Raw genomic sequence first — 16,730 nt, 5'->3', positions numbered from 1 at the left:
GTTCAAAATGTTTGACTTTTGAATGAGTGACTTTTGACTTCCCTGTTCGCGTAGCATTTCCTAAAGTTGGGGTTGACGATGTTCTTCTCTAATTTGTTACTCATACCCGACGATAATAAAACTGAGGTATTCAGACTTTATACTAATTTAAGCTCATGTTACGCCAAATCTCTTTGGGAACACTCGGTTTAACTATCGGCAGCATATTAACCATCATTGGCTTCGTCGCCTATGCTGCTAATAATGCCACACTCAATCTTGTCGGATTTTTTTACGGGATTCCTCTATTGTTGGGAGGGCTGGCGCTGAAAGCTAATGAACTTAAGCCAGTACCATTTAGCCAAACTACGTCACCGTCAGCATTAATACTACGGCAGCAGCAAGCAACTGTTACTCAAAATAAAATTCGCAAAGACATCACCCGATATTGCTACGGTCAAGATGCTCATCTAGATACAACGCTTTCTTTTCTGGGTTTGAGTCCCACAGACCAGGAACGGCCAACAGTCACAGGGTTGCGAGAAACAGAAGTTAATGGCAGCTATGCCCTAATTTTAGAATTTGATTCACCGCTAATACCAATTGATGTGTGGCAAAAAAAGCAGGAAAAAATGACCAACTATTTTGGCCCTGGATTGGAGATTCAAATAACGCAGCCATCTGAAAATACAATTGAGCTAGCACTGATCAATACTCAAAAAGAGTCCCTAGTGAGTAGTCAATAGTCAATCAAAAAATTATCGCTACCAAAACTCCATTGCTTTATAACTTGTTGTTACCCACATTAAAGCTTTTTCTGATATCAGTCTAATCCAATAATGCCGTGGGAGTTTCGGTAGCGCATTGCTCAATGATATCCCGGTCTTAACAATTCAAAATTCAAAATTCACACATTAAATATATTTTCAGACGGGGCGAAAAATGTGGTCTTCTCCCAACGCGAAAGAGCGTCTCCTTGGCGCAGCCTCTCGTAGAGAAGCGTTGGGGAGACGATGCCGCGCAGGGCGGCCTCAATTCTTGGAGAGGCTGCGCCAACGAGTCTGCGTCCCTTGGGCGCCTTGTAGAGAGCGTCTGGTGAGCCAGGCGCTAACAGCAGGTTTCCCGATTTGTTCGCGCCGGGTCTCCCTTAGGAAAAGCACCTGGCATAGTTTACCCCATGAACACCTTTTCAAGAGAGAGAAGTGCTTTGCACAGGTTAAGAGCTTGTGTAACTTCGGGGGATTTAAACCCCGACTGAAACTGATGTTACATGTATAGTTGGGGTCTTAAACCCTTTAATTTACGATAATATCTCCAGTGTGGTTCGGAGATGAGAAAAAATTATGAGCAAATATAGAATTTTAAAACCTGAGCAGAGTTACACTTTTAGTCAATACTTTTTGTTACCCAACCCAACAATAGACATACTGGCTGAGTTTGAGTACAGCTATGATCGCACAGGGCTAGAATTAGCAAGATACTTTGCTGAACTGAGCTATTTAGAATTTTTACAAAATTATTTACAGCGCAATATAAAGCTTTTTAACCCAATTGCTAAGATATCAATACGAGAATTTTTAATTGCACCTATCCTTGCTGAAATTTGCACTCAGACAAAGGCTCAACTATATAGTGAGTATCCAATTAATGTCAATGAACAACTCAAAGGTACTTTGAATTATTACTTACATAAATCTAACTCCCTATTAGTGATTGAAGCAAAACAATCAGATATCAGAAGAGGATTTACACAGTTAGCAGTAGAATTAATCGCTCTTGAGCAGTCCCTAGATTATGAAAAAGCTATTTTATATGGAGCAGTTACCAATGGAGATAACTGGAAATTTGGTACTCTTCATAGAGAAGATAAGCGAGTTGCAGAAGATATTAAACTTTATCGTGTTCCTGAAGGTTTAGAAGATTTGGTACGAGTGCTTGTAGGCATCCTTTCATCTGAGAGTTAGAGGCGATGCCTACAGTGGTAAACTACGCATTACTTTGAGTTGTGTAACAGACTTTTAACAAATCACCAAATTAACATATTTTCCTCTTAAGCACTGACTAAAAAGTTACTTTTCTAAACGAACTGCATACCACTGCAAATATTGCCCAGGTCCAATATCTAATTCGCAGCTAGTGTCGAGCAAATATTGTGCTTGAGCTTCTACAGTATCAAACTTTTGCAAGTCAGGCGGTAAATCTTGAATAATCAGTTGTTGGAGAGTTGTTTTGAGCTTTTCTAATAACTCGGATGGGGTCAGAAATTGTTCTGGTTGATTTGTTTCTAAAACAACAAAATTATCCTGTTGATACATTAATGAGTCTGGCATTTTCAAGATTTACTGAGTCTAAATAGGTGTTAATTTTTTTTGTAATAACTTTTGGTTGTTTGTATAGCAAAAAAAATAGCGATTTTATCTGCTGTCTGGAAATTAATTATAGCATTTAGTTGTTCAAAAAAAATATTAATCTTAATTTAGTATATTTATATTCAGTTAACCTTAGCTAAGAAATTGCTTTTTTCAGAAGTAACAACCTGTTTTTTTTAAATATACTGAATTTAATTAAATAATAAGTTTTACTTAATTTTTTAACCCACAGTCACTGGAAAATAAAGCTTTGGATCAACTTTAATCTCAATCTTATGTAATTATACTAAACCTCCGCAATTCCTATCGAATAAACTAAAGAAATTTAAGTCAAATGATATTAGTATTCAGTATTAGCTATCTTCTCAGCGCATTTTGGTAATTACTTTGCACTGTCTCACTAGATTTCTAAACTAACTACAAAACTAAATAATTAAGGTGTGTATTTGCAATTCTCAACAAAATTGCAATTTGACTTTAACAATGGGGAAATATAAAAGTAACATTTCCTCCCATAACCGTAGCCGAACAAAAAGGTAACAATTGCCTTCGTGTTCCAATTATAGATTGTCTATGCAACTTAGTTATCTACCGCTTGCTTGGCTCATTAACATTGAGCAGTCTATTGTCAAAAAACAGTTGATTGTGAAGCCAGACACACCTTTGCCGCAAATCCTGGCATTGATGAAAAGAGCGATCGCCCCCATGCGATTGAGTTGCACAGCCTTTTTCAAGATAGTCCCGCAAGTGGAAGGCAACTTATGTCAGGCATAAGCCCATTTTCTGTTTCTAAGCAACCACCGCTGATTCTAGTGGCTGATGACGAGAAAACCACCCGAGTATTGTTGCGTAAAGCTATGGAACAAGAAGGTTATCAAGTCGTCGAGGTCAATGATGGCAAACAATGTTTAGATGCTTACGAGACTATCAAACCAGATATAGTTTTACTAGATGCTGTAATGCCTGTGATGGATGGCTTTACCTGCTGTAAGCGCTTGCTCCAGATTGCCAGGAATAATAGAAGATCAGCCGTTGCAACCTTTGATACTGACTCGAACCTTAACAATACTGTTATTCCCATGTGGGATCGCACTCCCATATTGATGATCACATGCTTGGACGACGAGGAATCCGTAAACCTTGCTTTTGCAGCCGGAGCGACTGATTACGTCACTAAGCCAATTAACTTCGCTGTATTGCGCCATCGGTTGCGCGGACTGCTAAAGGAAGCGCAACTTTACAAACAATTAGAGGCAACAAACCAAGCTTTGCATCATCTTGCCAATGTAGATGGCTTAACTGAGTTGGCAAATCGTCGCCGCTTTGACGATTATCTGCATACTCAGTGGATTAATCTCATCCAAGACGAATCTCCCTTGTCAATGATTTTGTGTGATATCGACTTTTTTAAATTTTATAACGATAAATATGGCCATCCTGCTGGGGATGTCTGTTTACAAAAGGTGGGTGCTGTCTTAAGCCTTAAGGCACAAAAACATCAGGATTTAGTAGCGCGTTATGGTGGCGAAGAATTTGCTGTGATTATGCCACACACTCCTGCATCTGGTGCAGTTCACGTTGCCGAAGTGATCCAAGCGGGAATCAAAGATTTGCAAATTGTTCATGACGGGTCTGTGGTGAGTCAGTATGTCACCCTCAGTATGGGCGTGGCGACTGTTGTCCCCACTTGGGAATCCTCACCCTCAGATTTGATTGTGCTGGCAGATAAGGCCCTCTACCAAGCAAAGGCCGGGGGGCGCGATCGCCTGATCTCAAGTTCTTAATTGTCATTAGTTATGAGTCATTTGTCATTTGTGAATGCCCAATCCTTAAGAAGGATAAACTGGCAGTGTGAAATGGAACCATGCTCCGTTATTGGGGGCACAGTCCACCCAAATTTGGCCATAATGTGCCAGGATAATGCGTTGGCATAAACAAAGACCAATGCCATAACCTTCTGTACCTTCATCCCGTTGCAGGCGGAAGTGGTTTTCAAAGATGCGATCGCGATTCTCTACAGGAATACCAGGCCCAGTATCGCCAATACTAAACTGAACTTTTTGGGTAGTGCGGTGCAATCCGGCAACGCTAATCTTGCCACCTTCTGGGGTGTATTTGATGGCATTATCCAACAGATTCACTAGCACTTGGCGGATGCGTTCTGGGTCAGCATATACATATGGTAAGTCATTGGGAATATCCGTTTCTACCTCTTGGGATTTGGCGGTGTAGCGATCGCCCAATTCTTCGAGTACATCTAAGCACAGTTTACCTAGCTGCATTTTTTGCGGTATAATTGGAAACTCTGTATCTTTACCACGACCTACCTGCAAAAGGTCGGCAATCATCCGATCAATGATCTTAGTTTGATTGCGGGCTTGTTTTAATAGATGCATCGTCAGCGATGGTTTGAGGCGCTGGAATTGGCCTGTCTCTAAATTGTAATTAGATTGGAGAGTTTCTATGGCGATCGCAGCAGCAGTTAGCGGATTGCGGAGATCGTGCGCCAGCATAGCAATCACTCGGTCTTTAAACTGTAGCTGCTCTTGGAGGTTATCTTTTTCTTGTTTCAAGCGAAAAATTTCGTCTGAGAGTCGGATTAGTTCAGCAGAAACAGCAACTGAACGGATAGTGGATTTAGGTGATGTCACCCTACCATTGTCGTCTATACGTTCTTGTAAGTCTTCCTGTAATTTTGAGTAGGCGTCTACAGCGGCTTGCCAGCGAGGCCACCAGTTTTTCAATTGCGCTATGATATTACTCCCAGCTAAAATCTGTCGTGGTTCCGGATGGATTTTAATTAAAGCTGGCGTTGCGATCAATTTAAAGTGTTCTGCTAAGTAAGGTTGTTGTCCAATGTCAATAGTTTGAACTTCAAAACTATACTCAGCCTGCAATTCTTTTAAGTAAGCACGTATTCGCTGCACTTGTTGTCGAGACTTTGGGCGTCCATCGACAAACAGTAACAGCTGGAGTGGAGCCTCAGAATAAATAGGCTGATCCTGGGAAACTTGCATGTAATCGTATTTCAGCACTGGTAACAACCCGGTGACGTTTTACAGAAAGTAAAATGGACTGACGGTTGTCGATGGCCGTTGTTTTTTCTTCAATTTAATATCTATTTTAGATTTTCATCCTCTTATCCAATCTGCGTTTTTGACATCTGACATATCTTTTTCAGCCTTTTGCCCCTTTTTGGCTAACTTCATCTCCAGAAACACCCAAGCCCCTTGAATATAAGTCTTAAATTTGCCCTGAATCACAATTTTCGCCAGAGCCAGCAGGTGAAAGATTTAATCTATGTCAAATCGGTTAGTGCAGCACCATGTCAATTCGAGTCCTCGCTTTGAATAAGTGATCACCTAAGCAAACGCAGATGCTAATTGGATCTAATCTATCAGGAAGCTGTTAATTGTTCAGACCAAATTTGCAGAGGTTTTTCTCAACTGCCAGTGCATCTGATAAAGTGTCTTTTTTGCCTCTAGCCAATCTATTAGTAAGATTGGGAATAAATAGCCATAGTTAACTATATACTGCCTCTATTACTTGCCAAGCGCACCCTGGGCCCAGCTTTGTCCTTTAAGAACCGCTGCCCTATCCCAGAAGAACAGGGGATGGGTTGCCTGAGAGAAAGCTTTGGATAACATAGAGGCGATGCCTACGGCAGTAAACTACGCACTTTTAGAGTCAGTACTCACTGCTTTCGAGGCTGCCAAGAAACTTTTGACTACAGCACAAGTAGCACTTTTCCCAGAAAATCAATTTAGAGATTTTAGGGAAACTGCTGCGACACTTGATTGCTTTGCCTATGACCTCAGTCGCCAAGAATAACGAACTTACGCTAAGTTCCTGGAATTGCTTAACACTGGCATTTTCCAGCTATTGCCTTAATCAGCTTACCATCCTCAGATGAATAATTTCCAGAATCGATTATAAGCCAGTGTTAGCGAACTTTATCCATTCCCCTCCTTGGGTGAGGCTAAGGGGGGCTTTAGTCCTAGTCTATCACTTCAGTTGCTTCGCGTAGGCATCGCATTACAACTAGTGCATTTGGAAGGGGATTAAAGCTTTTGGTAGCGAAACTGTTCTTTGGCTTTTTGGCGAGTTCTCAATCAGTTATCCGCTTTGCTAATTGAATATTTACAGAACTATCTAAAAAATTGATTCACAATCTAGTAGTCTGCCACATTAATTTTGATTAGTTCGTAGTGGGTGGCTCTAACCCTCATCTAAGAACTAGAGAGGGCAATCAGAAAAATCTGTTTTACCAATCGTTGTCAGCAGAATCAATAATAATCCCTGTGGTAGAGTACTAGCTTAGAGCACCTAAATCTCAAAACTCTTATCTAGCAAGCGTTCCAGATTTATTTGTGTTTTTTTCCAAAAATGTTAGTTTGCCAAAATTTTAGGGAACTCTATAAATAAGCATGGGAATAAAACCTAATGGCTGTAAAACAAAGACAACACGGTAGCAAAAGCTACCGTTTACTAATTTTTTGAGATATATCATCACCGATACCAAGAGGAGCAGGGGAGTGGAAGAGAACAATGCTCAATCCCCAATCCCATTTAATGAACAGTCTGCGCTAGGGTAAGAATTGAAACTCAATTTGTGATTTCCTGTGCTTCCCTGTAAACGTCCAGCTGTATTTCTAATTTGGGCTGTTCTACTCACTTCGTTAACAGCCTGTGCTAACAGTCCAGTCGCCAAAAACCTTGAGCAATCTTTGGCGGCAGATCCTAAGCTGCAAAACAATCCAGCTGTCTTTGGAGAATCTCAGGGTAACCAACCGCAAGCACAGCAAAACGAATCGACAGTTCTGTTACCAGCTGATTTTCCTAAAGAGATCCCACTATATTCAAATGCCAAACTACAGGAAGTTTCACCTGCTAGCAGCTCAAAAAACAGAGTCTCAACTCGTTGGTTGAGTTCTGACCCCAGCAACTTTATTGCTAGCTTTTATAGTAGCCAGTTTAAAACAAATAACTGGCAGATTTTGCAACAGCCAACAGATGATGCCAGAGGTGCTTTTGAGGCACGTCGTAACGATTTGCTGTTGAAGGTCTCCATTCAGCCTAAATCAGTTACTAACGCCACACCTAATCAACCCCAAACAGCGACTGAATTACTGATTGAGTACGTACCAAATAGTATTGCAACAGCACAACCTACCTCAACTACAAGTTCTAACGAAACTACTAACCCCGTTCCTCAACCAGGCAATCCACAGTTCATTGGCCCGGTATCACCTGCAAACTTGGCAGCACAGCCACCAAGCCCGGCTAATAACCAAACAACTCCTACAGCCAAAGCTGAATCTCAGGAATTCAACGATCTCAACAAAGTACCGCAAGAATGGCGGCAGCATATCCAAGACTTAGCTGTATTAGGTGTTTTGTCTCTAGAACCAAAGCCAACTAAGAGTAACTCTACTACCACAACTAACCAGTTTGAACCTAGTAAAATCGTTACACATCGGGAATATGCCCGTTGGCTAATTGCTGCTAACAATGCTATGTATGCCAGCAATCCAGCTAAACAAATTCGCTTGGCATCAGAAAGTACTCAACCAGTTTTTAGTGATGTGTCGGCAAAAGACCCTGATTTTCCAGCAATTCAGGGATTAGCCGAAGCTGGCTTAATTCCCAGTCCTTTATCTGGAGATTCTACAGTAGTTTTGTTTCGTCCTGATGCACCCCTAACGCGGGAGGCGTTGCTGCTGTGGAAATTACCTCTAGATACTCGCCAAGCTTTACCCTCTGCTAACTTAGATGCGGTGAAACAAACCTGGGGTTTCCAAGACGCAGCACGAATTGACCCCAAGGCTTTAAGAGCAGTGTTGGCTGATTACCAGAATGGCGAACAATCAAATATTCGGCGGGTATTTGGTTATACGACTCTGTTTCAACCCAAAAAACCAGTAACTCGTGCTGAAGCTGCTACAGTTTTGTGGTATTTCGGCACTCAGAGTGAGGGTGTATCGGCTGCTGAGGTTTTGAAGTTAAAGCGAAGTTAAACCGATGTCTATGAAGGGTTACGCCATTCTGTTGCAGTTAGTCCATCATTAGCATAAAAGTGGGCAATTCCATCTCTAGTATGGAAACTTTGCAATTTCTTTGTAATATACCTATTTTTTATCAAGAAAATGTAAATCTAAGTATTTACAGAGTTTTTACCTGTGTTTGATGAATTTTTAAGGCATAGTTAAGTAAAATAACGTAGATTAACTTAATAGACGTACTTAATTTTGAAGTTTTAACTCAAAAGACAAGTTGTTAGACTATCGCCCTTTGATTACTTTTAAACAAACTCAAAAATACTACGGATAAAACAAGTATGAAAAAACAAGCTGTAGCGGCAGGATTTGTTCTATTTTCTTTCATGTTGCCGACCAAAGCCTCGGCTGCGAGTTTTGATCAGCTTTATGTATTTGGCGATAGTCTTTCCGATACAGGTAATATCTACAATCTTACTGGGAAAGAATACCCTCAAAGTCCACCTTACTTTCAGGGACGTTTTTCCGATGGGCCGATTTGGATAGATTATTTCGGAGATCAGCTAGGGTTAAAGCCTACTTTATTCACTACTATTCCTTCCACACCAATTGCTACCCAAGGAATAAACTTCGCTATCGGTGGTGCTAGTTCTGGTTCAGGTAATGCTGTTGTTCCCGATCCAAATTTACCGGGAGTGCTCAAACAAGTCCAAAGTTATGCTGGAACTTTAAAAGCAAATAATCAAACTGCTGATCCAGATGCACTTTATACGTTGTGGGGAGGTGCGAATGATTTCTTTTTTCTCAACCCCGAAGACTCGGCCACGCCAATCAATAATATATCCCTAGCGTTGAATACTCTGGTAAAAGTCGGCGCGAAAAATATTTTGGTGTTTAACTTGCCCGATTTGGGAAAGCTACCAGCAGCTAAAATTGATAATCGCAACCCAACAACCCTTAGCAAATCGACTACTGAGTTTAACTTGGGTTTAGCAAAAACTGTGAGCGCTTTGAGCCAAAACCCGAATCTCAACATCATCTCGGTTGATACTTATTCTTTATTTAATCAGGCAAGTGCATTGGGTTTTACGAATGTAACCGAATCTTGTCTATCTAGGTTGGATATATGTGACCCAGGTAACAACAAGTTTCTCATCTGGGACGGTTTCCACCCAACGACCGCTGTTCATAAGGTGATAGCAGATGCTGCACTGGCGGCGATTGAGGCTAAGTCTGTTCCTGAACCTTCAATAAACTTGGGGATTTTAGCCCTTGGTGCTTTTGGTGCGATAGGAGTGCTAAAGCGTCAACAAAAAAGGTCAGCACTTCTGTCAGCAGGTCGGGTTGTTGATCCACAATTATCTTATACAACAGTTGAAAACTAAACTGATTTGATTTGATGTCGGATTACGATCGCTTATTTGAAACTATTGAAGAACTGGTCATGCACCATTCTCCTAGTGGTGCAGAAGCTGAGATTAACCAGTTGTTGACCCAACGATTTGCGGCGCTCGGTGTAGAAGTATGGTGCGATCGCGCCGATAATATTATTGCGAAAATTCCAGGGAAAAATCCAGACCGAGCGATCGCCATCACAGCACACAAAGACGAAATTGGCGCAATTGTCAAGAGTCTTGGTGATCAAGGTCGTGTGGAAGTCCGCAAACTTGGCGGCTCTTTTCCGTGGGTTTATGGCGAAGGTGTTGTAGATTTACTAGGAGATAACGAAACTATCAACGGTATTCTCAGCTTTGGTTCCCGCCATGTTTCCCATGAATCGCCCCAAAAAGTCCAGCAGGAAGATACTACTCTGAAGTGGGAAAATGCCTGGATTGAAACAAAGCTGACATCTGCTGAATTAGAAGTAGCTGGCATTCGACCTGGAACTAGAATGGTAATCGGCAAACATCGCAAGCGTCCAATTCGGTTAAAGGATCATATTGCTGGTTACACTTTGGATAACAAAGCCTCTGTTGCCATTTTGCTAGCTTTGGCTCAAAACTTGAAACAGCCAGTTGTTGATGTTTATCTAGTAGCGTCAGCTAAAGAAGAAGTGGGGGCGATTGGGGCGCTATTTTTCACCCAAAATCAGCGTTTGGATGCCTTGATTGCTTTAGAAATTTGTCCATTATCTGAGGAATATCCTGTTAAAGATGGAGAAAGTCCTGTACTTTTATCTCAAGATGCCTATGGAATATATGATGAGGGGCTAAATGGCCAACTGCGCCATAGTGCCAAGCAGTTGGATATGCCAGTGCAGTTAACAACTCTGAGCGGATTTGGTAGTGATGCCTCAATTGCCATGAAATTTGGGCATGTTGGGCGTGCTGCATGTTTGGCGTTTCCCACACAAAATACACATGGCTATGAAATTGCTCATTTAGGAGCGATCGCTAACTGTATTGATTTGTTAAAAGCTTTCTGCGAAACTGAGTTTGAGTGATAATTCTAGGCTTTCACTGGAATGAGCGATCGCATATCAACCCAAAATAGTGATAAAAAGGTTTTGCAAAGCCTGAAGGTCTGACTCGTCAAGTCGCCCTAACTTTTTAATCACTAGCGCTTTATCTATGGTAGTCAAAACTGGTTTGATAATTGAAGGTTTGAGAAGACCAGCTACTCGCCATCCAGTAATTGTGATTTCACCAAAGGAAGTGGCTGGATTCGCTTGACTGGTAATGGCTATCAATATTAAATCCGAACGTTCACGTTGATAGCTATTAGAACTCACAACTACTGCTGGACGTTTTTTAATAGTAGTCTGGTTAGTAAAGGGAAACGGCACTAAAATAACATCACCAAATTCATAGTTTGTCATATTCTGCATCATCAGGGTTATCCCAGATTTTGAGCAGAAGTGGTTCAGAAAGTTTTGCTGCTGCAAAGGTAAGGCTATGGTCTGTATTTTGCTGATCAAGAGAATCAATAAAATCTTCAACTAGCAAAACTTGTTCGGGAGGTAGCTTTTGAATTTTTTCAAGTAGCCTTTGCTCTGAAATGCTATCAGACTGCATTGTTTAGATTCTCCTAACCTTGCCTTTATTGGTTGCGTTATGCATTAATTATAGTTTTTGGTTGTCTCTACCGACGAAGGCGATCGCCAACTGTATTGATTTGTTAAAAGCTTTCAGCAAAACTGAGTTTGAGTGATAGTTCCAGGCTTTCACTGGAAGAAGCGATCGCCCACTGCCAGTTTCAGGTAGAAAGAGGATGGATGGGATCTCGTTTATAGATTTAGCGATCGCATTTATCGATTTGGCGACTGCAATTGTTATTTTAGCGATCGCATTTATTATTTTTGCGTATGCATTTATAGATTTGGCGATCGCATTTTTTATTTTTGCGTATGCATTTATAGATTTGGCGATCGCATTTTTTATTTTAGCGTTCGCATTTATAGCTTTTGCGTTCGCATTTGTTATTTCGGCGATCGCATTTATTATTTCGGGGTACGCATTTGTTGATTTTGTGATTACTGTTGCTGATTTCACTTATTCTCAAACAACAAATCGATATGAAAAATGAGTAAAAACACAGGCAAAGTCGTAATTATTTCGTTGAACTTTTAATGAAATAAATCCACAAAACTACCCATCTCATGCAAAAGGATACTCCACTATGTTGAAAAAGGAATTCTTAAAAAAGGATGTGTTATGTCTTTAAAAACTCGTGGTTCTGCTGCTATTGACAAAGCCCAACTTCGTCTCGCCTTGCTTAAATCTATTGATGAAAGTCTGGATTTAGGACATGGGTTAACCATTGAAGCTTACAGTCACTTAATTAACATTACCCGTGCTGTGTTAGAAGCTAATAATACGCTGGTTTCCAATCTAGAAGAATCGCGTAAAACAGTAACCCAGATGGATAAAGCTCTCTCCGAAATGTCTGAACGAATGCTAAGTGGAGTTGCAACTGTCTACGGCAGAAGCAGTGTAGAGTATTCCAAGGCTGGCGGCTCTAATCGAAAACGAAGTAAACAATCTAGTTCAAAAGTTACTCCAGTTATAGCGGTTCTTACTACTCAACCTACTCAAGCTGCAATTGCGAATGCGTCAACTAACGGTAATGGCAAAACTCCTTTGCTGCAATAATCCACCTAGCTTGAAAATGGGAGTAGGGTGTTAAATCACAGAATTCAATTCTGTTAGCAGATAGCTAAGGTTTAGCCCATTCTGGCTCCTGACTCCTAAATTCTGTTTTGATAATTTGTCACCAATACATACGGAAGCAAATTACTAGGTTTGATGACAATAATTTGTCAAAACGACATCAATGTGTCACCAACGACAGATAATTAGTCACTGTACAACAATTTATGTCAAACTTGACTATTGAGCAATACTTTGATCAAAGCCGATGATGGGATTTGAACCCACGGCCTGCTGATTACGAATCAGCTGCTCTACCACTGAGCCACATCGGCGTACACAATCTAAGAGTATAACATGATTTAATCATGGTAGATAAAAATCCCAAAAATCGCCTTAACCCTGAACAATATGCCAGCCTGAAAGCAGAAGTAGCTGCTCCTTATCGTGGCTTACGACAATTTATCTACATCGCTTTCGGTGCTTCTGGCTCAATTGGCGCATTTGTCTTCTTTTTCCAAGTGCTTGCCGGACGGGATGTTGAGAGTGCTTTGCCTAGTTTAGCTCTCCAAGTAGGAATAGTTACCCTAATGGTCTTCCTCTGGCGCTGGGAACAGCGTCGGCAACAACGCCCCCAATCGGATAAAAATCCTAATTCTTGAAAGAGGAAATTTTAGCTGTTATTTTTTTGCTGCTTTCCTTTTATATATCTTTATATTCTTTAAGTTTTCAGCCAACATTACTTATAAACCCAATCACATTCCAATGGGGTCAGCTATATTTAAAGATCCCTAAAATTAATAAAACTCACAATATTGGAAGCGCCAGACTGATAATTTGTTAATCTAGCGCTTCCAATTTGCTAACTAGGCATTTACTGAACTGTTACCAAATAGGATGAGGGAATTGGTTGAGCACGTCCAGCATTTACGAGTGCCTGGTAAACAAAGGCAGCAACTTCGGCTCTAGTCGCCTGACGATTAGGATTGAGTTGCTTGGCTGTGGGATAGTTTATCACTAGTTGCCGGGCAGTTGCAGCAGCAACAGGAGCGATCGCATAATTAGGAATCTGGGCAGCATCGCTATAAAAGGAAAGGACACTTTGATTATTCGCAGTTAGGCCCAAACCATTAGCCAAAGCTACTAACGCCTGCACTCTTGGAATTTGCTCCTGTGGTTTAAAGCTACCATCGGGATAACCAGAAACAAATTGACTCTGGTAAGCAGATTGAATTGCAGCGTAAGCCCAGAAATTGCTTGCTACATCCTTAAATTTAATGCTTGGGCGTTTGGCTGGTGGTGTTAAAGCTTTAGTGACAATAGTGGCAAATTGAGCGCGAGTTACAGGTTCATTGGGTTTAAAGCTGCCATCAGGAAAACCAGCAATAATATTTTGGGAGGCTAAAGCTTCGATGTAAGTTTTTGCCCAGAAATTTGCTGGCACATCTTTAAAGGCAACAGGCCCTCCAGGGGGTACGTTAACAGTTGCGGCAACAAAATCTACTGAGCCAAAAATCTTTTTTTGATCAATATCGTTGCCAACAGCGACAATTTTACCGGTTTTGGTGGCGTTGTTCAGGTCATAACGAGTGTTATTGCGGATAAGATTGCCACCAGGATTTTCGTTGGTGCCAAGGTCGGGTAAGGCATTGACAGTTGCTACTACTCCATCCCGCTTATTGTTCTGAATGACATTTTTACGCAATACAGGCTTCGCTAACTCTGAGATAAAAAGACCATCTTGGTTTTGGACGATTTGGTTTTCCACAATTAGGGGTGTGGAAGTGCCACCGATCGCTAGACCAAAACCAGTATCCTGAAATAAGTTATTCCGGATTTCGCCTTGGGCAGCTTTAGCAACTGAAATTCCATTGCCTTTGTTTTGCACAAAGAGGTTACCTTCAATTTTGGGATTGCCTGTACCCGTGACAAAAACACCCTCTCTGACACTGTTAGTAAAAGTACTGTTTTTGATAATGGGATTAGTTGACTCCACCCACACAGCCGTACCCCGGCTATTTGGGTTGGTGACGGTGACACCGGCGATCGTGGTATCTTGCTCGGCAAGGATGGTAATGTCCTGTCTGGCAAAGGTGCGACTAGTGTAAGAACCTCCACCTGTAATTAATATCCCCTGACCTTTATTAGCTTCATCACCCCGTAATGTCACCCCTGGTTTAACCGAGAGTGGGAAGGTTTCGCCACTTTCCTGGTTATAGTTCCCAGATGCTAATTGAATAACTGCACCTGGTTGGGCTTGACTGAGAGCGAAACTGATGCTTTTGTAGGGTGCAGCTGAAGTTGTACCAGCACCAGCACTATCTGCACCAGTTGCGGGATTAACGTAAATCACTGTGGCAGTTGCAGGAGCTTGCGCTGTGAGAGTTGGGGCGATATCTTCTGGGTGAGTAGCACCAGCATTAACCTCACGCGGTAGTAGTATTGACCCACTAGAAACAACTAACAAAGCCGTTAGTCCGGCTCCCACGCGTAAAGTATATCTGAGATAACTGCTAGAAAAAAGGCGAAAATTTTTCGCTAGAGAAATGTGAAAACCCCGATATTTCATTTTTTCCGTCTGTGATGTGCTGAATTACGGTATGTCGAACAAGGTTGAAGTAGCGGCCTTGTAGCTGCTCTAAAACCCATGCAAAACTATACTGGATGATTAGCACTGATTCAGCTAAATTTCCTAGATAGATCACAGAACTTATACATTAGTTATATTATTTTATTCAGAAAATTCTACTAGTATCGGACTTACGCACTGTACAAAACAATCATATTGTGTATCAAGGTAAATACGTCGTTTCAGGTTTTTATTAATCATTCTTTGATGGTAAATAGACCCGCGCTGTAGGGCACAGCATTGCTGATACGTGTCAAATTAACTGAAAGCCTGTCTAGATAAGTCCTTCAGAGATTGCCTTGAGAAGGAGTCTCTGACGGGGCAATCAATTTTAGATTTTAGACTTCGACTGAGCGTAGCCGAAGTCTAAAATCTAAAATTGGCACGGTAAAGTTATCTCTACACCGTCTTGAAGAGCAGACCGGCAGGCTTTGCAAGCCGCTTTGGTACTTTCTGCTCTTCAAGACAGGCAGGTGTCGCTAATCGAAATTATTAAGAATTATCCCACTAATAAAGTGGAAGTTGATGGCGTAGTTTACCGTCGTAGGCATCGCTTGGAGGGTGCATACCGTCAACTCCATCGCTTGTAAACAAGCTGACAAGATTTATTTGGTGTTTAGTAAGCTAAAGTTTCTAAAGTTTCCCTTAAATACCGTTGTACCTGCTGTTCCAAGCGAATTCCCTGTAATTGAGCATCGCGTTCTAGTTGCCAGCGTTGAAAACCGGAACTAGTGGAGATCGCATATTTGAGGCTATACCAAATTTTACTATCAGCAGAAAATTGGCGATCGCTAGAAGCTGGAATTTGAGCCATAGTTCCTCATTCCTTTATTTTAACTTCAACGGTAACTGGGCATTGAGCACTTGTACTGAGCGTTGCTGTTGGTGCAGCCTCTCCTTGGCGCAGCCTCTCGTAGAGAAGAGTTGTATTGGGCATTGGTTATTAATTATTCTCCTCTGCCTCTTCTGCTTCCCCTGCCTCCCCTGCTGCTTATTTGTAGCCCTTTAAAGTGAAATAATATACTTAACTTTAGGGGCTGCTATAAATCTGTATTAATCCTAAACAAGGATTGCAACAATCGGGGCACCATTTGATTAACCCGTACCCCTAAAATTGTGAAATCCTGCTTAATCTTTTCTAAAGATAATGGCTCTATGCCAGCGAATTCTGTGTCATTAGTCACCAAAACTCGCATTACACTCACAGGTATTTGTAAAAATAGATTACTGCCCAAAAAGGCTAATCCGGCAAGCAATAGTGCGAGGCTGCGCCATTGTGGCAGAAATTTCGCTGAATTTGCGACTAATGGGGCAATTTTGAAGAGATGCCACAGCACCCAAACTGACAATACTGCTGCCACTAATGCCAGGATACGATTTAACTTTGTATTAATTAAACAGAGAATTTTTCGCTGCCGCTCAGTCAGATTTTCTGGCTTTAAGGCTATTCCTAAAAGAGCAAATATATAAAAAGGGCGACGTAACTGCATCCATAGCAGCGGGAGAATACCAATGGCGGCAACTAAGAATAGCTCCATCCAGACTGGTAAAAACGGCTCGCCTATAGACAAAAACAATAAGCAGAGTACTAAAAAAACAGGCAATGTCGCCAATCCAGCGACGTGAATCCACAAAATCGGTTCAGAGCGAAATGAATGCATAATAAAAA

18 protein-coding genes, 1 tRNA gene and 1 pseudogene are annotated in these 16,730 nt (G+C 41.4%); 11 read left to right on the top strand and 9 right to left on the bottom strand.

What is annotated here, in order from left to right:
- The first annotated feature begins 155 nt into the window (after positions 1–155).
- Together V7K48_RS00355 and V7K48_RS00350 are read left to right on the top strand one after the other, a co-directional pair.
- On the top strand, positions 156–725 hold the full coding sequence (locus V7K48_RS00355; protein ID WP_335068524.1) for a DUF2854 domain-containing protein: 570 nt from the start codon (positions 156–158) through the stop codon (positions 723–725).
- A 597-nt stretch (positions 726–1,322) separates the two neighbouring features.
- A complete protein-coding gene (locus tag V7K48_RS00350) occupies positions 1,323–1,943 on the top strand; it encodes a hypothetical protein (RefSeq protein ID WP_335068522.1) in 621 nt (206 codons plus the stop codon).
- A 105-nt stretch (positions 1,944–2,048) separates the two neighbouring features.
- On the opposite strand, the gene V7K48_RS00345 is transcribed toward V7K48_RS00350, so the two are convergent.
- On the bottom strand, positions 2,049–2,309 hold the full coding sequence (locus tag V7K48_RS00345; RefSeq protein ID WP_335068520.1) for a chlororespiratory reduction protein 7: 261 nt from the start codon (positions 2,307–2,309) through the stop codon (positions 2,049–2,051).
- Positions 2,310–2,921: 612 nt separating this feature from the next.
- Between V7K48_RS00345 and V7K48_RS00340 the strand changes: the two genes are divergently transcribed.
- Together V7K48_RS00340 and V7K48_RS00335 are read left to right on the top strand one after the other, a co-directional pair.
- Positions 2,922–3,122, top strand: a complete 201-nt coding sequence (locus V7K48_RS00340) for a hypothetical protein (RefSeq protein WP_335068518.1) — start codon at positions 2,922–2,924, stop codon at positions 3,120–3,122.
- A complete protein-coding gene (locus V7K48_RS00335) occupies positions 3,110–4,132 on the top strand; it encodes a PleD family two-component system response regulator (RefSeq protein ID WP_335068516.1) in 1,023 nt (340 codons plus the stop codon). The genes V7K48_RS00340 and V7K48_RS00335 overlap by 13 nt, the downstream gene beginning before the upstream one ends.
- Positions 4,133–4,177: 45 nt before the next feature.
- Here the strand turns inward: V7K48_RS00335 and V7K48_RS00330 are convergent, their stop codons facing one another.
- The gene (locus V7K48_RS00330; protein WP_335068514.1) at positions 4,178–5,383 is read right to left on the bottom strand and encodes a histidine kinase; all 1,206 of its coding nucleotides are present in this window, start codon (positions 5,381–5,383) and stop codon (positions 4,178–4,180) included.
- Positions 5,384–6,002: 619 nt separating this feature from the next.
- On the opposite strand from V7K48_RS00330, the gene V7K48_RS00325 reads away from it, so the two are divergent.
- The 4 genes from V7K48_RS00325 (at position 6,003) to V7K48_RS00310 (ending at position 10,787) form a co-directional block, all read left to right on the top strand.
- Positions 6,003–6,179 carry a hypothetical protein gene (locus V7K48_RS00325; RefSeq protein WP_335068512.1) on the top strand — a complete coding sequence of 59 codons (177 nt, stop codon included), beginning with the start codon at positions 6,003–6,005 and terminating at the stop codon, positions 6,177–6,179.
- A 791-nt stretch (positions 6,180–6,970) separates the two neighbouring features.
- The gene (locus tag V7K48_RS00320; RefSeq protein ID WP_335068509.1) at positions 6,971–8,365 is read left to right on the top strand and encodes an S-layer homology domain-containing protein; all 1,395 of its coding nucleotides are present in this window, start codon (positions 6,971–6,973) and stop codon (positions 8,363–8,365) included.
- A 320-nt stretch (positions 8,366–8,685) separates the two neighbouring features.
- Positions 8,686–9,729 carry an SGNH/GDSL hydrolase family protein gene (locus V7K48_RS00315; protein WP_335068507.1) on the top strand — a complete coding sequence of 348 codons (1,044 nt, stop codon included), beginning with the start codon at positions 8,686–8,688 and terminating at the stop codon, positions 9,727–9,729.
- A 14-nt stretch (positions 9,730–9,743) separates the two neighbouring features.
- On the top strand, positions 9,744–10,787 hold the full coding sequence (locus V7K48_RS00310) for a M42 family metallopeptidase (protein ID WP_335068670.1): 1,044 nt from the start codon (positions 9,744–9,746) through the stop codon (positions 10,785–10,787).
- A 36-nt stretch (positions 10,788–10,823) separates the two neighbouring features.
- Here V7K48_RS00310 and V7K48_RS00305 read toward each other — a convergent pair whose 3' ends face one another.
- From V7K48_RS00305 to V7K48_RS00295, 3 genes are read right to left on the bottom strand one after another with little or no spacing between them, the layout of a single operon-like run.
- Positions 10,824–11,162 carry a type II toxin-antitoxin system PemK/MazF family toxin gene (locus V7K48_RS00305; RefSeq protein ID WP_335068506.1) on the bottom strand — a complete coding sequence of 113 codons (339 nt, stop codon included), beginning with the start codon at positions 11,160–11,162 and terminating at the stop codon, positions 10,824–10,826.
- The gene (locus tag V7K48_RS00300) at positions 11,149–11,358 is read right to left on the bottom strand and encodes a toxin-antitoxin system, antitoxin component, Xre family protein (protein ID WP_335068504.1); all 210 of its coding nucleotides are present in this window, start codon (positions 11,356–11,358) and stop codon (positions 11,149–11,151) included. Before V7K48_RS00300 ends, V7K48_RS00305 begins: the two co-directional genes overlap by 14 nt.
- A 48-nt stretch (positions 11,359–11,406) precedes the next feature.
- Complete coding sequence (locus V7K48_RS00295; protein ID WP_335068502.1) at positions 11,407–11,835, bottom strand: hypothetical protein; 429 nt, start codon at positions 11,833–11,835, stop codon at positions 11,407–11,409.
- A 162-nt stretch (positions 11,836–11,997) separates the two neighbouring features.
- Between V7K48_RS00295 and V7K48_RS00290 the strand changes: the two genes are divergently transcribed.
- Positions 11,998–12,435: a hypothetical protein gene (locus V7K48_RS00290; RefSeq protein ID WP_335068500.1), complete on the top strand. Its 438-nt coding sequence runs from the start codon at positions 11,998–12,000 to the stop codon at positions 12,433–12,435.
- A 260-nt stretch (positions 12,436–12,695) separates the two neighbouring features.
- On the opposite strand, the gene V7K48_RS00285 is transcribed toward V7K48_RS00290, so the two are convergent.
- A tRNA-Thr gene (locus V7K48_RS00285) sits at positions 12,696–12,767 on the bottom strand.
- A gap of 33 nt (positions 12,768–12,800) precedes the next feature.
- Between V7K48_RS00285 and V7K48_RS00280 the strand changes: the two genes are divergently transcribed.
- Complete coding sequence (locus V7K48_RS00280) at positions 12,801–13,094, top strand: DUF3493 domain-containing protein (protein ID WP_335068498.1); 294 nt, start codon at positions 12,801–12,803, stop codon at positions 13,092–13,094.
- Positions 13,095–13,306: 212 nt separating this feature from the next.
- Here the strand turns inward: V7K48_RS00280 and V7K48_RS00275 are convergent, their stop codons facing one another.
- On the bottom strand, positions 13,307–15,001 hold the full coding sequence (locus V7K48_RS00275; protein ID WP_335068496.1) for a DUF1565 domain-containing protein: 1,695 nt from the start codon (positions 14,999–15,001) through the stop codon (positions 13,307–13,309).
- A 488-nt stretch (positions 15,002–15,489) separates the two neighbouring features.
- Here V7K48_RS00275 and V7K48_RS00270 point away from each other — a divergent pair.
- Positions 15,490–15,651: pseudogene (locus V7K48_RS00270) on the top strand (alpha/beta hydrolase); the annotation flags it as partial.
- A gap of 26 nt (positions 15,652–15,677) precedes the next feature.
- Here V7K48_RS00270 and V7K48_RS00265 read toward each other — a convergent pair.
- Entirely contained in the window at positions 15,678–15,875 is a 198-nt protein-coding gene (locus tag V7K48_RS00265) for a hypothetical protein (protein ID WP_335068494.1), read from the bottom strand.
- 226 nt (positions 15,876–16,101) lie between these two features.
- A complete protein-coding gene (locus tag V7K48_RS00260; protein WP_335068492.1) occupies positions 16,102–16,722 on the bottom strand; it encodes a low-complexity tail membrane protein in 621 nt (206 codons plus the stop codon).
- Positions 16,723–16,730 lie beyond the last annotated feature (8 nt).

The sequence above is a fragment of the Nostoc sp. genome (genome assembly GCF_036919615.1).
Lineage (GTDB): Bacteria > Cyanobacteriota > Cyanobacteriia > Cyanobacteriales > Nostocaceae > Nostoc.
The sequence above is the reverse complement of the archived record's forward strand: the minus strand, read 5'-3'. Positions and strand labels throughout refer to the sequence as shown.

Bases quoted from the DNA above. Each gene is read 5' to 3' on its own strand.
- V7K48_RS00355 (WP_335068524.1), top strand. From the start codon at position 156: ATGTTACGCCAAATCTCTTTGGGAACACTCGGTTTAACTATCGGCAGC.
- V7K48_RS00350 (WP_335068522.1), top strand. From the start codon at position 1,323: ATGAGCAAATATAGAATTTTAAAACCTGAGCAGAGTTACACTTTTAGT.
- V7K48_RS00345 (WP_335068520.1), bottom strand. From the start codon at position 2,309: ATGCCAGACTCATTAATGTATCAACAGGATAATTTTGTTGTTTTAGAA.
- V7K48_RS00340 (WP_335068518.1), top strand. From the start codon at position 2,922: ATGCAACTTAGTTATCTACCGCTTGCTTGGCTCATTAACATTGAGCAG.
- V7K48_RS00335 (WP_335068516.1), top strand. From the start codon at position 3,110: ATGTCAGGCATAAGCCCATTTTCTGTTTCTAAGCAACCACCGCTGATT.
- V7K48_RS00325 (WP_335068512.1), top strand. From the start codon at position 6,003: ATGCCTACGGCAGTAAACTACGCACTTTTAGAGTCAGTACTCACTGCT.
- V7K48_RS00315 (WP_335068507.1), top strand. From the start codon at position 8,686: ATGAAAAAACAAGCTGTAGCGGCAGGATTTGTTCTATTTTCTTTCATG.
- V7K48_RS00310 (WP_335068670.1), top strand. From the start codon at position 9,744: ATGTCGGATTACGATCGCTTATTTGAAACTATTGAAGAACTGGTCATG.
- V7K48_RS00305 (WP_335068506.1), bottom strand. From the start codon at position 11,162: ATGACAAACTATGAATTTGGTGATGTTATTTTAGTGCCGTTTCCCTTT.
- V7K48_RS00300 (WP_335068504.1), bottom strand. From the start codon at position 11,358: ATGCAGTCTGATAGCATTTCAGAGCAAAGGCTACTTGAAAAAATTCAA.
- V7K48_RS00290 (WP_335068500.1), top strand. From the start codon at position 11,998: ATGTCTTTAAAAACTCGTGGTTCTGCTGCTATTGACAAAGCCCAACTT.
- V7K48_RS00280 (WP_335068498.1), top strand. From the start codon at position 12,801: ATGGTAGATAAAAATCCCAAAAATCGCCTTAACCCTGAACAATATGCC.
- V7K48_RS00275 (WP_335068496.1), bottom strand. From the start codon at position 15,001: ATGAAATATCGGGGTTTTCACATTTCTCTAGCGAAAAATTTTCGCCTT.
- V7K48_RS00265 (WP_335068494.1), bottom strand. From the start codon at position 15,875: ATGGCTCAAATTCCAGCTTCTAGCGATCGCCAATTTTCTGCTGATAGT.
- V7K48_RS00260 (WP_335068492.1), bottom strand. From the start codon at position 16,722: ATGCATTCATTTCGCTCTGAACCGATTTTGTGGATTCACGTCGCTGGA.